Here is a 13,960-nt window from a genome sequence, read left to right as displayed (position 1 = left end):
GCGATCAATCCCGGGTGTATTTGTCGTGGCAGGCCTTGCAGGTCGCCGCGACCTTCTTGAACTGCTCTTTGTTCTTTGCCGCGTCGTTCACCTTGGCGATGTCAGCGAGCAGCTTGGCCTGCGCGGTGAAATCCTTGGCTTTGGACTGGAAGTCGTCCCAGTCCGTCCAGATCTCTGCTTTGGCGTAGCTTTCCTGGCGCATCGAGTCCTTCGGGAAGCCTTCGCCGAGCTGGTCGCTCATGGCGGCGACACGGTTGGCCCGCATTGAGAATTCCGTTGCGTCGAATGGTTTCTTTTCCTTGACCATGTCGCTGAGATGGCCGAAGTCCCAGCCGATCATGGTCATCAGGCTTTGACGATAATCGACAGCGTCTTTCTTGCCGTGGCCAAAGGCGGCGACAGAAAGAGTGAGGGCGGAAGCGGCGAGAAGCAGGCGGGATTTGAGCATGGGGGCTTCAATTGCGGTTGGCGAAATCGTGGTGCGAGTTTATCAACAGCGATAACCCCGGTAGCGGCGGCGGCAGCGCTGCCGTGAAGAAGAAAATCAACCTGCACATCGGCCTTTATTTTCCGCACATCATTCTGTTTTTCGAGGGCGGTTCCGACGAAACGCCTGCTTCGCTGGAGTGCTCGGCGGCGCGCAAGGGCACGCTGCGCAGAACTTCAACTGAAGACCGTAGAGATTCACCCGGTTTGACAACTGCGCGCCTCACACAGAAAGCCGCCGGCTGACAAACTCGACGTCAATAGGCGACAGCGTGATCTACCGGCGCCGCGCAAATCACAGCAGAAATGAACTGGCGGGGAAGCATGGAACGGCGGCTAATGTCGTTCCGATGACGGCAATATGTCTCGCACAAGACATCCGGAGCAACTCGATAGATTCCGGCAGTCATGTAATCGTGCGTTGCAAGCCCTTCCCGATGCCAACCCAATCGTTGCAGGAACCGTCTATGCTCCGTCGCTCCGTTTCTCGTCTGCTGATTCCCACCTGCCTGGCTTGCTCCATCCAGCTCGCTTTCGCCGCGGATGCGGCCGAATCCGCAGCCGTCGATGCGACGGCCAGTGCCGCCACCAATACCGACGCGAATCAGCCGGATGCTGCCAAGTCTTCCGCCGACAAGGACAAGACGCAGGAGATGGGAACCGTCGAGGTGCGCGACCAGAAGCGCCCCTATCGCAACCTCAGCGTGACCGGCGCGACCAAGACGGAAGCGCTGATCCACGACACCCCCCAGAACATTCAGATCATCGGCGCCGACCTTTTGAAGGATGCCGGATCGACCAGTCTCGCCACCGCGCTCGATCTGTCCAGCAGCACGTCGCGGCAGAGTAATTTCGGCGGCATGTGGGACAGTTATGCGATGCGCGGCTTCACCGGCGATCCGAACTTCGGCTCGGACTTCATGGTCAACGGCTTCAACGCGAGCCGCGGTTACAACGGCCTGCGCGACAACGCCGACACGCAGTCGGTCGAAATCCTCAAAGGCCCGTCGTCAGCGCTGTACGGCCGCGGCGAGCCCGGCGGCATCGTCAACATCACGACCAAGAAGCCGTTGTTCCTGCCGGCTTTCAGCGCCGAACTTTCCGGTGGCAGCTTCAATTCGATGCGCAGCGCGATCGACCTGACCGGCCCGATCACACAGACCGTCGCTTATCGCCTCAACGCGGCCTATTCGGAAGGCGACAGCTTCCGCGACCAGATCCATTTCCAGCGCACGCTGATCACGCCGTCGTTCCTGTGGATGATCAATCCCGACACGACGCTCTCGTATGAAGCCGAGATCGTGAACCAGAGGCAGCCGTTCGACCGCGGCGTGGTTGCAGTCAACGGCAAACTCAACGTGGTGCCTACCAGCAATTTCTACGGCGAGCCCAACGACGGCAACACCGAGACCAAATCGGTGGGGCATCAGGTTTTCTTCACCCACTACTTCAACGAGAACTGGTCGGTGCAGTCCGGCGTGACCTATCGCGAGAGTTCGATGGAGGGAGCCGGCACCGAGGTTCGGCCGTACTCGGCGTTGCTCAGCGACGGCCAGACGCTGCGACGGCGTTTGATCGATCGCAGCTATCACGCGCTGGATCGCAGCGGCCGTTTCGAAGTTCTCGGCAAGGTGATGACGGGCAGCCTGACGCACAATCTGTTGTTCGGCGTCGATGGCTACAAATTCAATAATTGGCGCTTCCAAACCGCCGCCAATCCGGCCGGCGGCATCTACGGCATCAATCTGCTCGACCCGGTCTATGGCGCACCCAAGCCAAAGGGATCTACGTCGATCAATACCTTCGAGACTCAGGACTCGTGGTCGTATTACGCGCAGGATCAAATCGATCTGGGCGAGAAATGGAAGGCGCTCGTAGGCGTTCGCCGCGATCACTACGAGCAGACGGTAAATAATTACCTCTCCAGCAATCAGATCGGCCAGACGCTGGGCGCGACCAGTCCGCGCGTCGGCCTGGTTTACGAACCGATTCCCGAACTGGCCCTCTACGCGACGACGGCGACCAGCTTCCGCCCGAACAGCGGCGCCAGTCGTCCGGACGCCAGCGGCGTCCAACATGCATTCTCTCCGGAGAAAGGCAAGTCCTACGAGATCGGCGCCAAGCTCGACAGCTTCGACAATCGCCTGACCACGACACTGGCGTTGTACAAGCTGAAGAAGAACAACGTGCTCACTCCCGATCCGCTCGATCCGAGCAACTACAACCGCGCCGCCGGCGAGGTCGAGAGCAAGGGCGTGGAACTGGACATCAACGGACAGATCGTCCCCGGCCTGCGCGTTTCCGCGTCCTATGCGTATACCGATGCCAAGGTGACGAAGGACAACTCCGCGCTGACCGGCGTCAGCCTGATCGGCAAGCAAACGGCCGACGTGCCGAAGAACGCTGCCAGTCTGCTGCTGATCAAGGAATTCCAACTCGCCGGCCGCACCGCGACATTCGGCGGCGGCTTCCAATACACCGGCAGCCGCGAGGGCGAAGTCGCGCCGTTCGTGCAGAGCGATCTATTCACGCTGCCGTCCTACACGGTCGCCTCGCTGCTCGGCTCCTGGCAGTTTAACAAGAAACTCAGCTTCTCGTTCGACGTGCAAAATCTGTTCAACAAGACTTACTACGTCAGTTCCTACAGCCAGTACTGGGTGTTCCCGGGCACCGAGCGCAAGGTCACACTGACGGCGCGCCTTTCGCTTTGACGTGCCGCATGGATGGGACCCGGCGGCCGCGCTAGCGTTTTGTAGGGGCCGCCGGTTTTTTGCATCCTAAGATTTACCGTTCGCGCAGGGTCTCACATGTCGAGCAGCGTCCAATCTCTTTCCGGTATCGGCTCCGCCTCCGCCTCCGCCGCCGCGGCGCACAGCAAGCGCATTTATTCCATCGACGCGCTGCGCGGCCTGGTCATGTGCATCATGATGATGGACCACGTGCGCGAGACGCTGTACCTGCATCATCAGGTCACCGACCCGATGAACATCGCCGACACCCCGCCGAGCTTGTTCTTCACGCGCCTGGCCGCGCATTTCTGCGCGCCGATTTTTGTGTTCCTGACCGGCTTGGGCGCCTGGCTCTATGCCAACCCGCCGGATTCGGCGCCACGCTCGGCGCGCGACTTCCTGCTCAAGCGCGGCGCGCTGCTGATCTTCCTCGAAATCACCCTGATGAGTTTTCTTTGGGTGGGTGAACTGCCCAAAGTGATCTGGCTGCAGGTGCTGTGGGCGATCGGCTTTTCGATGGTCGTGCTGGCGTTCACATCGAGCCTGCCGCGCAAATGGCTGCTCGTGGCCGGCCTCGTCATCGTCTGCGGACACAACGCGCTCGCCGGCATCGACCTGCCGCGCGAGCATCCGCTGTACGCACTGTGGACAATGTTCCTGCATCGTGGTGTGTTGTTCGACACGATGCCGCAAGTGCGCGTGACCTATCCGGCGCTGCCGTGGGTCGGCGTGATCCTGCTCGGCTGGTACAGCGGGCCGATATTCGCGCGCGATTTCGACGGCGCGCGTCGGCGCAAGCTGCTCGTGATGTTCGGCATCGGTTGCTGGCTCGCGCTGCTGATCCTGCGCGGCTTCAACATCTACGGCGAGAACGCGTCGTGGACGCAACAGGCGACGCCGATCCAGACGCTGATGGATTTTCTCAACTACACCAAATATCCGCCCTCGCTCGACTTCCTGCTGATGACGCTCGGCGGCGGCTTCTTCGTACTTGCGACGTTGGATACGGCGAACAACACATTCACGCGCGTGCTGTCGACGTTCGGTGGCGCGCCGATGTTCTACTACCTCGTTCATCTCGCGGTGCTGATCTTCGGCTACAAACTTCTGCTCGCGATCTTCGGCGCAAATCAAACCGGCCCGACCGGTGTGCAACGCTTCGGCGTCGGCCCCGACCAGTTCTGGGCGGTATGGGTGGTCACGATCGCCTTGTGGTTCGTTCTGTACGCCCCGACAAAGTGGTTCGGCGATTTCAAGCGCCGTACGACGATCGGCTGGGTGAAGTATTTCTAATCTCGCCTCGCATACCATGACGCCAGACCGGCTCGACCAGCTTCTCGCGGATCCACAGATCCGGCGCAGCGCCTACATCAACGGCGAATGGATTTCCGTGGACGGTGCCATGCTGTCGATCATCGATCCGGCGAGCGAGACGATGATCGGTGAAATCGCCGCAGGCAGCGCGAGCGATGTCGATCGCGCGGTCGCCGCGGCACGCGCCGCGTTTCCGGCTTTCTCGGCACTGCCCGTCGAGCAGCGTGCTGCTTTCCTCGATCGCATCCGCACGCTCATACTGGAACGCGCGGAAATTTTCGCGCAGGCGATCTCGCGCGAGATGGGAGCGGCGATAAGCTACGCGCGCAGCGCGCAGGTGCCGCTCGCCGTCGAACACGTGCGCGTCGCGCGCGATCTGCTTGCGGACTATCCGTTCCTGACGAAGAAGGGCACGACGGCCATCGTGCGCGAACCGATCGGCGTTTGCGCGCTGATCACGCCGTGGAACTGGCCGCTCTACCAGATCACCGCCAAGGTCGCGCCGGCGCTCGCCGCGGGTTGCACGATCGTGCTCAAGCCGAGCGAGCTGTCGCCGCTCAGCGCGTTGCTCTTCGCCGAGGTGCTGCACGATGCCGGCTTGCCGGCCGGGGTGTTCAACCTGGTCAACGGCACCGGCCCCGAGGTCGGCGAAGCGATGGCGACACATCCGGGTGTCGATATGATTTCGATCACCGGCTCGAACCGCGCCGGCGTGCTCGTCGCGCAGGCGGCGGCGCCGACGGTCAAACGCGTGACCCAGGAACTCGGCGGCAAGTCGCCCAACGTGCTGTTGCCCGATGCCGACTTCGCCCGCGTCGTTCCGCTCGGCGTGATGACCGCATTCCGCAACGTCGGCCAGTCGTGCAGCGCGCCGACGCGCATGCTCGTGCCGAGAGCGCATTTGGATGAAATAGAACGGATCGCGGCAGCAACAGCGCGCGCGATTGTCGTCGGCGATCCACGTGAAGAGAAAACGATACTTGGGCCGCTCGCCAATCGCGCACAGTATGAGCGCGTGCAGATGATGATCGAAGTCGGCATCGGCGAAGGCGCGAAGCTTTTGTGCGGTGGCCAGGGGCGGCCTGCCGGTCTGACTCGTGGTTTCTATGCGCGGCCGACGATCTTCTCTGAAGTGACCACGTCCATGCGCATCGCGCAGGAAGAAATTTTCGGCCCTGTGCTGTGCATCCTGCCCTACGACAGCGTGGACGAGGCGGTCGAGATCGCGAACGACACGCTCTATGGCCTCGGCGGACACGTGCAGGGCGCGGATATCGAACAAGCGCGTGCCGTCGCGTTGCGCATCCGCAGCGGACAGGTCCATCTCAACCACCCCGCGTGGGACCCGCAGGCGCCGTTCGGCGGCTACAAGCGCTCCGGCAACGGACGCGAATACGGCGAGCACGGACTCGGCGAGTTTCTCGAGACCAAAGCAATTCTTGGTTTCGGCTAGCCCTTCAATCCTTTGAGGCGAAGCAAAACAATTTCCCCTTGGCTTGACTGCGCGCGCGTCGTTCGGGCTGCGTCGCTGTTCATGCTTCGCCCGTCGCCGCAAGCGCGTTGATAAAGAGTTTTCAGCGTTTCCTCGATGGCTCTGCGAAATCTCTCTGCCGCCACGGTGGGGGAGTGAGTGACTGTCGCAGGCTGGTCAGGAATGCCGTGGTCCGTGCGCTTCTTCCGTGGCGCGTCCCCAGCATCGCCACCACGGCGGCGGCAGGCGGCTCCCAGCTCGGCAGCACTTGTTTCAGCCGGCCACGCGCTAGATCACCGGCGACGTCCCATTCCGATCGGATCGCGATGCCCTGGCCGGCGATGACCCATTCGCGCACGACGGCGCCGTCGTTGCTCGACATCGTGGGATGGATGCGTACAGTGGTCTGACCCCGGGACGCGTGGCGGAACCGCCAAAGCGTCACGTCTTCCGCGTTCTCGCGCACGACGAGGCAGCGATGCCGCATCAGATCGGCAGGTGAACGGAGAGGGGAAACCCCGGCCAGATACTCGGGACTGGCGCAGAGAATCCGACGGTTGGGAGCGAGCGTGGTCACGATCTGGTCCAGCGGACCAAGCGGCCCGATGTGGACGGTGACGTCGCTGCTCTCGAGCATTCCCGCAGCTGGGTTGTCGGACAGATCCAGCGTGACCGTGACGCCGGGATGCGCCTTGGCGAAGGCATCCACCACGGGTGCTACGTGCAGACGACCGAAACCGTGTGGAGCGACGATACGCAGGTGACCGCTGACGGCGTTCCTGCGGCTCGCCAGCGTATCGGAGAGAGTTTCGATCGCATCGACCACTGCCATGCCGTGCGCTGCGACCAGCGCGCCCTCGTCGGTGAGGCTCAGCCCGCGGCCGGAACGATCGACGAGGCGCATGCCCACGCGTTTCTCCAACGCGCGCAAGCGTTGGGTCACGGCCGGTGGTGTGACGTCAAGTTTGCGTGCGCTTTCCGCAAGCGACATCGAGTTGGCCACCACGTTGAAGAACAACAGATCTTCCGACGTAATCATTAATGTATACCTTAAGAAAATATGCATCTCAGATTAATTGTAGTCTTCATAACTATCGCTCAAGATGCAAGCCAATCCTGATCGAGTGCGATTCCCGCTACCGGTACGGGAGAAACCCAGGCGGTACGGCTACGGAGATACGGTGAGTGGACAAAGAACCTTTCATCGAACAGCGCGCATCGGCAACGGGTGCGTCGAAGCTAGGCGAACTGGCCACGCCTTGCCTGATCCTTGATGCCGAGCGCATGCAGCGCAACATCGCGCGATTGCGGACGCGGCTCGATCACCTCGGCGTTTCATTGCGCCCGCATCTGAAAACGACCAAGTGCGTCGAGGTGGCGCGGCGCGTCATGGCCTCGCCTGCCGGACCCGCGACCGTCTCGACGTTGCAGGAAGCATCCCGGTTCGCGGAAGCGGGCGTGCGCGATATTCTCTATGCCGTCGGCATTGCGCCTGCGAAGCTGGCGCGCGTTCTCGAGCTGCGTGCACAGGGCGTGGACATCGCCGTGATCCTCGATACGGCGGAGCAGGCGCAGGCGGTAGCGGACGCATCGCGCAACGCAGGAGTGCGCATTCCGGCGCTGATCGAAATCGACTGCGACGGCCATCGTTCCGGCGCCGCTCCCACCGACAGGGACCGCCTGATCGACATCGGCCGCCGCCTCGCGGACGGCGCGGAGCTGCGCGGCGTGATGACCCATGCCGGCGCGAGCTATGCCGCGCGCGGCAGCGATGCGCTCAGGCAATGCGCGGAAGTCGAACGGCGCAGCGTGGTCGAAGCCGCCGCCGTTCTGCGTGAAGCGGGGTTTGCCTGTCCCGTCGTCAGCGTCGGTTCCACGCCGACCGCGCACAACGCGGTCGACCTCACGGGTGTGACCGAAGTGCGTGCCGGCGTCTTCGTATTCTTCGACCTGTTCATGGCCGGCGTCGGTGTGTGCCGCATCGAAGATATTGCTCTGTCGGTACTGGCTACCGTGATCGGGCACCAGCGCGACAAGGGTTGGATCCTCGTCGATGCCGGCTGGATGGCAATGTCGCAGGACCGCGGAACCTCGAAGCAGGACGTGAATCACGGCTATGGCGTCGTGTGCGACATGGCCGGAAATCCGTATGCGGACCTGATCGTCGCCGACGCCAACCAGGAGCACGGCATCATCGCGCTTCGCCCTGGTTCGAATGACAAGTTGCCGGATCTCGCGATCGGCGATCGCGTGCGCATCCTGCCCAACCATGCCTGCGCCACGGGCGCGCAGCATGGGAGCTATCACGTGGTTCGCGGTGCATCCGACATCGTCGAAGCAGAATGGCATCGTTTCGGAGGTTGGTGATGGACGCGGATGGGGCAGTCATCGAGAGCATTTCGACGAAGGGTGCGCCCACTCCTAAGGGTCACTATTCGCAGGCGATCCGGCACGGCGGCTTGATTTATGTGTCCGGGCAGCTTCCGCTGAGTCCAGACGGAACGCACAAGATCGACGCCAACTTTGAAGAGCAAGCGAAGATGGCGCTGGACAGCCTGTTCGCCATCTTGCGTGCGGCGAACAGCGATCCGCAGCGGCTGCTGAAAGTGACGGCCTATATCGTCGGCATCGAAAACTGGCCGAAGTTCAACGCGATTTACACCGCGGCGCTGGGCGACGCGCGGCCGGCCCGTTCCGTGGTTCCAGTCCCCGAACTCCACTACGGCTGCCTGATCGAAATCGACGCCATCGCGGCAAGCAATTCCGACTGACCTTTACTGCAACTCCGCTCCACGTGAGGGAGCAATCATGGCAAGCGTTGCATATCGACAGCAGGCACCTGCGAAAACTCTGTCTTCCTCCACGGACCAAGCGAAGACGCGAATGAGATTGACCGCGATCGATGCGCTGCGCGGATTCGTAATGGTCCTCATGCTGCTCGATCATGTTCGGGAGACATGGTTTGTCTATGTCGGGGTCTCCGATCCTGTCGATGCGCGAACGGCCATGCCTGCGCTGATCCTTGCGCGATTCGCAGTGAGCCTTTGCGCCCCGATCTTCGTGGCGCTGACCGGGCTCGGCGTATTTCTGTTCCGCAGCAACCATACGCTTCGGGAAGCTACATCGTATCTGCTGAAACGCGGCCTGCTGCTGATGGCGATCGAGGTCCTTTTCCTGTCGCCGCTTTACTGGGGTTTTGCGCCGCTGACTCTGTGGCTCCAGGTCATCTGGTGCATCGGCGTGTGCATGATCGTGCTGGCAGGACTCATCCGGTTGCCGCATTACATGCTTGTCGCGATCGGTTTGGTAATCGTCTGCGGCCACAACCTGCTCGATCCGATCCAGCTTCAGACGGGCGATCCCCTGTTTCCGCTATGGGCGGAAATACACCAGCGTGGCTCATTCACGTTGCCGTTCGGCGTGACGGTGAAGACGACCTATCCGATCCTGGCCTGGATCGGCGTCATCTTGCTCGGCTATGGCATCGGTCCCTGGTTTCTGCCTTCCGTGGCACCCAAGACGCGGCAGCGTCGTCTGCTCGTGCTGGGTTGCGGCATGCTGATCGCTTTCGTTGTGCTGCGCGCGCTCAACATCTACGGCGACAAGCCCTGGTTCGTGGTCGATGGCGATGCGCTGCGTAGCTTCTACAGTTTCATCTCGATGACCAAATATCCTCCGTCGCTGTTGTTCCTGCTGCCGACATTGGGCCTTGGTGCGCTGTTGCTCGTCTTGTTCGATCGGATCCAGGGGTCGGGCCTCGCTGCTGCTTTGGCGGTCTTTGGCGGCGCGCCGATGTTCTTCTACCTTTTCCACCTGAGTCTGCTGCGGATCCTTTATCACAGCGCGCTGGCAATCTGGGGCCCAAATCACGGGCCGACCTTCGGAGTCGACAGCTATGCCTGGGTGCTGGTCTGGTATGTCGCACTGATCGTACCGCTCTACATTCCGACGGTCTGGTTCTCGCGGCTGAAGAAGCGCCGTCGCGACATTGGCTGGCTGAAGTATTTCTGAGGCATGGAAATGAAGCGCGCCGATTTCCAGGGAAACATTGTCGGGGAGGGTGACGACATCGCAGCCATTCGGCCCATTTCGCTGCGTGCGATGAGCGATGCCGATGCCGACCGCGCCACCGCACTGTCAGCCGAAATGGGCTGGCCTTATCGAAGCGAGGACTGGCGCTTTGCGCTGGATCTGGGGCACGGAATCGTCGCGGAATGCGCAGGGCGCCTCGTCGCATCGGCCCTGTGGTGGCCGTATGGCGACGCGTTCGCGACCTGCGGCATGATCATCGTCTCCTCTTCGATGCAGCGCCGTGGATTGGGACGCGCATTGACGACGAATCTGCTGCGCGACATGGGCGAGCGAACCATCCTGCTGAATTCCACACGGGAAGGGCTCCGTCTTTACGAGGCGCTCGGGTTCGAAAGTGTCGGAACCGTTCACCAGCATCAGGCAACGACGTCGGCGGATACGGCCGTTTCGATGAGCGAGGTCGGCGACATCAGGCCGGCGGCTCCGTTCGACCTGCGCGCGATACTCGAACTCGATCGGTGCACTTCCGCTGTCGTTCGCCGGTCGCTGCTCACGGAACTCACCAGGGTGGGTGCAACCGCGGTAATCGAGCGCAACGGGAACATCCAGGGCTTTGCCGTCTGCCGCCGCTTCGGTCTCGGGTACACGATCGGACCCGTCGCAGCAAAAAGCGTCGACGATGCGAAAGCCCTGATACTTCACTTCATGCGACGCAAGGCCGGAGAATTCCTGCGCGTCGATACGCCGGGCGATAGCGGTTTGTCTTCGTGGTTGGCGGCTGTCGGCCTTGCCGAGGTCGGAAGCGTCACGACGATGATCCGCGGGCATAGACCCGATCCTTCAACCGCAGCGCGCATGTTTGCGCTGGCCAGCCAATCTCTCGGCTAGCGATGAAACATTCCGCGACGACGCATTCGGCAACCTTCATCCGATTCGAAAAAACAACCTCATGAAACTGACTCCCTATTGGTTGGATACGGCGCCGCGCTTCAGCGACGGCGCGAAAGGCCCCGTCGAAGGCGAAGTCGGCGTCGCCGTTGTCGGCGGCGGTTTCACTGGCTTGTCCGCCTCGATCGCCCTGGCCAAAAAAGGTGCGAGCGTCATGCTGTTGGAAGCGGGAATGGTGGGCGGCTGCGCGTCGGGCCGCAACGGCGGCATGTGCAACAACGGTTTCGCCCAGGATTACTTCGGCATGGCGAACCGGTTTGGCGAGACTGTGGCGAAAAGGCTTTATCAGAGCTTCGACACGGCAGTCGATACGGTCGAAACCATCATTCGCGAAGAAGGAATCGATTGCGATTTCCATCGCGTGGGCAAGCTCAAGCTCGCCGCCAAACCCGCCCACTACGACAAGCTGGCGCGTTCGCAGGAAATGCTCGCGCGCGGCGCCGACCCCGAAACCTACATGGTTTCACGACAGGAACTGGCTTCCGAACTCGGCTCGGATCGTTATTTCGGCGGCATGATCTTCAAAAAAAGCGCGGCCATGCACATGGGCAAGTTCGTCCATGGCCTTGCCACCGCTGCCACGCGGCGCGGGGTGAAGATTCACGAATCGGCGCCGGTCACAGGGTTGAAACGGCTGAACGGCCATGCGCACGAGCTGTCGACGCCGCAGGGCGTTGTCCGCGCGCGCCAGGTATTGCTGGCCACCGGCACTTCGGCCGTGGGTCCGCTCTCGTACTACCGGCGCCGCATCGTGCCGGTGGGGGCATTCCTCATCGTCACCGAGCCGCTGCCGATCGACCTGCTCGATCGGCTTCTGCCTCGCCGCCGCAACGCAGCCGACACGATGAACTTCGTCAGCTACTTCCGCGTCACGCCCGACAACCGCCTGCTGTTCGGCGGCCGTGCCCGCTTTGCCAAGTCCGGCGCCCGATCGGACATCAAGAGCGGCAAGATTCTGCAACGCTCGATGTTGCAAGTTTTCCCCTCGCTTACGAACGTGCGCATCGACTATTGCTGGGGCGGCATGGTCGACATGACTGCCGATCGCCTGCCGCGCGCCGGCGAGCACGACGGCCTGTTCTACTCGATGGGGTACAGCGGGCACGGCACCCAGATGTCGACCTATATGGGCAAGGTCATGGCCGAAGTGATGGACGGCAACATCTCTCTGAACCCCTGGAAGGACTTCGACTGGCCGGCCATTCCAGGTCATTTCGGCCCGACCTGGTTTCTTCCGCTCGTGGGCGCCTATTACAAACTGCAGGACATGCTGCATTGACGCGGAGAGGCGTGTGGCCGACTTCGGGCAGATCAGCGGTAGGGAGGCATGCGGCGGCATTTACTGTCGTGGTCATCCGCTTCGCAATTGCGCAACATCATTTGCAGCGCGGATGCAGAACCCTATGCCGCCATTTTCCCCTTAGTTTCACCGGCACGGCTCGGGTTGAAAGAGCAACTGCAACTCCCTGTGCGACGCGATATCCATAGCCACGCCGCGCTCGGCCAAACATGCGCGAACCAAGATTGTTGAGAACAGGAAAATCGATGTCTCCCCCGTTGATGACCGTCGTTACCGCCGATGCGCTGCCGGCCAGTGCCGATACCGTGGTGATCGGTGCCGGCATCGTCGGAACGAGTACGGCCTATTGGCTGGCTCGCGCGGGCCAGCGCGTCGTCCTGCTCGAAAAAGGCCGCGTCGGCGCGGAACAATCGAGCCGCAACTGGGGCTGGTGCCGCCAGCAGAACCGCGACGCGCGCGAATTGCCGCTTTCTACCAGAAGCCTTGCGCTATGGGAGGAGATGGCCGCGGACATCGGTGAAAATCCCGGATTCTCGCGTTGCGGTCTTCTCTACCTGTCCAACGACGAGAAGGAGATCGAAACCTGGGCGGCCTGGGGAAAGTTCGCCCGCGGCGAAGGCGTCGTCACGTACATGCTGAGCGCGGCGGAGGCCACTGAACGCGGTGCGGCAACGGGCAAACCATGGAGGGGCGGCGTGTGGTCACCGACCGACGGGACCGCGGACCCGTCGAGCGCCGCTCCGACGATCGCACGGGGCGTGCTCAAGCACGGCGGCATGATCGTGCAGAACTGCGCCGCGCGCGGCATCGAACGACAAGCGGGCTCGGTTTGTGGCGTGATCACCGAGCGCGGCGTCATCCGCACGCGGCAGGTCGTCCTGTCGGGCGGGGCATGGGCAGCGAGTTTCCTGCGTCAGCTCGGCATCGCGTTTCCACAGGCGGCGATACGCAGTTCGATATTGTCCGTCGCACCCGGTGCAAAAGGGCTGCCCGCGGCACTGCACACATCGGCCGTCTCCGTGACGCGTCGCAGTGACGGCGCGCATACCTTGGCCATTTCCGGTTTCGGCAAAGTCGATCCCACTCCGGGCATGATTGGCGCCGCGAAACATTTCCTGCCGATGTTCGCCAAACGCTGGCGGCTACTTTCCCCGGGTGGATTGCAGGCATGGCAAGCCGGTTTCGAAACGCGCCAACGCTGGGCGATGGATCGTCCGACACCGATGGAAGCCATGCGCATCCTCGATCCGCGACCCTCGCGCAATACGCTCGACTTGATCTTGAAACGTGCACGCGCCTTGCTGCCGGAATTGCAAAACGTACCGGTGCAGGCGGAATGGGCCGGCTATATCGATTCCACTCCGGACGGCATTCCGGTGATCGACGGTGATATCGGCGTGAAAGGGCTGCTTCTGGCGGCGGGTTTTTCCGGACACGGCTTCGGCATTGGTCCCGGTGCCGGGCACCTCGTCGCCGATTTGGTGCTGGGGCGCAAGCCCATCGCCGAAACCTCGCAATACCGCCTGTCCCGCTTCGACAAATCGCAATGGGGCAAGGTGTCGGAGTTTTGATATTGCGTCGCCGTGCTCTCGCTGGTCATTCGCGCATGCTCTAGGCAGGAATGACGAGCGGCGAGTTCGGTCGAAAACCATCTTGATGATCGAATCCGATTTCATAGAG

The 13,960-nt window shown here is 62.1% G+C and carries 12 protein-coding genes; 10 read left to right on the top strand and 2 right to left on the bottom strand.

Annotated elements, in window-relative coordinates; translation table 11 throughout:
- Positions 1 to 4: 4 nt before the first annotated feature.
- Positions 5 to 448, bottom strand: a complete 444-nt coding sequence (locus F455_RS0116965) for a c-type cytochrome (RefSeq protein WP_018974513.1) — start codon at positions 446 to 448, stop codon at positions 5 to 7.
- Between the two features lie 83 nt (positions 449 to 531).
- Between F455_RS0116965 and F455_RS0116960 the strand changes: the two genes are divergently transcribed.
- From F455_RS0116960 to F455_RS0116945, 4 genes are all read left to right on the top strand, one after another.
- Positions 532 to 732 carry a hypothetical protein gene (locus F455_RS0116960; RefSeq protein ID WP_157578993.1) on the top strand — a complete coding sequence of 67 codons (201 nt, stop codon included), beginning with the start codon at positions 532 to 534 and terminating at the stop codon, positions 730 to 732.
- Between the two features lie 221 nt (positions 733 to 953).
- Entirely contained in the window at positions 954 to 3,197 is a 2,244-nt protein-coding gene (locus F455_RS0116955; RefSeq protein WP_018974511.1) for a TonB-dependent siderophore receptor, read from the top strand.
- Between the two features lie 96 nt (positions 3,198 to 3,293).
- Positions 3,294 to 4,508: an acetyltransferase domain-containing protein gene (locus F455_RS0116950; RefSeq protein ID WP_018974510.1), complete on the top strand. Its 1,215-nt coding sequence runs from the start codon at positions 3,294 to 3,296 to the stop codon at positions 4,506 to 4,508.
- Between the two features lie 16 nt (positions 4,509 to 4,524).
- Positions 4,525 to 5,982 carry an aldehyde dehydrogenase family protein gene (locus F455_RS0116945; RefSeq protein ID WP_018974509.1) on the top strand — a complete coding sequence of 486 codons (1,458 nt, stop codon included), beginning with the start codon at positions 4,525 to 4,527 and terminating at the stop codon, positions 5,980 to 5,982.
- Between the two features lie 121 nt (positions 5,983 to 6,103).
- On the opposite strand, the gene F455_RS0116940 is transcribed toward F455_RS0116945, so the two are convergent.
- Positions 6,104 to 7,039 (bottom strand): LysR family transcriptional regulator, encoded by a 936-nt coding sequence (locus tag F455_RS0116940; RefSeq protein ID WP_018974508.1) that lies wholly within the window; start codon positions 7,037 to 7,039, stop codon positions 6,104 to 6,106.
- 146 nt (positions 7,040 to 7,185) lie between these two features.
- On the opposite strand from F455_RS0116940, the gene F455_RS0116935 reads away from it, so the two are divergent.
- The 6 genes from F455_RS0116935 to F455_RS0116910 all read left to right on the top strand — a co-directional run bounded on the left by F455_RS0116935 (position 7,186) and on the right by F455_RS0116910 (position 13,851).
- Positions 7,186 to 8,367, top strand: coding sequence for a DSD1 family PLP-dependent enzyme (locus F455_RS0116935; RefSeq protein ID WP_018974507.1), 1,182 nt, complete (start codon positions 7,186 to 7,188; stop codon positions 8,365 to 8,367).
- Positions 8,367 to 8,771 (top strand): RidA family protein, encoded by a 405-nt coding sequence (locus F455_RS0116930; RefSeq protein ID WP_018974506.1) that lies wholly within the window; start codon positions 8,367 to 8,369, stop codon positions 8,769 to 8,771. Before F455_RS0116935 ends, F455_RS0116930 begins: the two co-directional genes overlap by 1 nt.
- Before the next feature lie 112 nt (positions 8,772 to 8,883).
- Positions 8,884 to 10,011: an acetyltransferase domain-containing protein gene (locus F455_RS0116925; protein ID WP_018974505.1), complete on the top strand. Its 1,128-nt coding sequence runs from the start codon at positions 8,884 to 8,886 to the stop codon at positions 10,009 to 10,011.
- 3 nt (positions 10,012 to 10,014) lie between these two features.
- A complete protein-coding gene (locus F455_RS0116920; RefSeq protein WP_018974504.1) occupies positions 10,015 to 10,920 on the top strand; it encodes a GNAT family N-acetyltransferase in 906 nt (301 codons plus the stop codon).
- Positions 10,921 to 10,981: 61 nt separating this feature from the next.
- Positions 10,982 to 12,259 (top strand): NAD(P)/FAD-dependent oxidoreductase, encoded by a 1,278-nt coding sequence (locus F455_RS0116915; protein ID WP_020684098.1) that lies wholly within the window; start codon positions 10,982 to 10,984, stop codon positions 12,257 to 12,259.
- A 266-nt stretch (positions 12,260 to 12,525) separates the two neighbouring features.
- The gene (locus F455_RS0116910) at positions 12,526 to 13,851 is read left to right on the top strand and encodes an NAD(P)/FAD-dependent oxidoreductase (RefSeq protein WP_026293485.1); all 1,326 of its coding nucleotides are present in this window, start codon (positions 12,526 to 12,528) and stop codon (positions 13,849 to 13,851) included.
- Positions 13,852 to 13,960 lie beyond the last annotated feature (109 nt).

Origin of the sequence: Rudaea cellulosilytica DSM 22992, from assembly GCF_000378125.1 — a bacterium.
GTDB classification, from domain to species: Bacteria; Pseudomonadota; Gammaproteobacteria; order Xanthomonadales; family Rhodanobacteraceae; genus Rudaea; species Rudaea cellulosilytica.
This window is presented reverse-complemented; position numbering and strand designations above follow the sequence as displayed.

Coding starts and splice junctions, on each gene's coding strand:
- F455_RS0116955 (WP_018974511.1), top strand. CDS start 954: ATGCTCCGTCGCTCCGTTTCTCGTCTGCTGATTCCCACCTGCCTGGCT.
- F455_RS0116965 (WP_018974513.1), bottom strand. CDS start 448: ATGCTCAAATCCCGCCTGCTTCTCGCCGCTTCCGCCCTCACTCTTTCT.
- F455_RS0116920 (WP_018974504.1), top strand. CDS start 10,015: ATGGAAATGAAGCGCGCCGATTTCCAGGGAAACATTGTCGGGGAGGGT.
- F455_RS0116915 (WP_020684098.1), top strand. CDS start 10,982: ATGAAACTGACTCCCTATTGGTTGGATACGGCGCCGCGCTTCAGCGAC.
- F455_RS0116925 (WP_018974505.1), top strand. CDS start 8,884: ATGAGATTGACCGCGATCGATGCGCTGCGCGGATTCGTAATGGTCCTC.
- F455_RS0116945 (WP_018974509.1), top strand. CDS start 4,525: ATGACGCCAGACCGGCTCGACCAGCTTCTCGCGGATCCACAGATCCGG.
- F455_RS0116950 (WP_018974510.1), top strand. CDS start 3,294: ATGTCGAGCAGCGTCCAATCTCTTTCCGGTATCGGCTCCGCCTCCGCC.
- F455_RS0116910 (WP_026293485.1), top strand. CDS start 12,526: ATGTCTCCCCCGTTGATGACCGTCGTTACCGCCGATGCGCTGCCGGCC.
- F455_RS0116940 (WP_018974508.1), bottom strand. CDS start 7,039: ATGATTACGTCGGAAGATCTGTTGTTCTTCAACGTGGTGGCCAACTCG.
- F455_RS0116930 (WP_018974506.1), top strand. CDS start 8,367: ATGGACGCGGATGGGGCAGTCATCGAGAGCATTTCGACGAAGGGTGCG.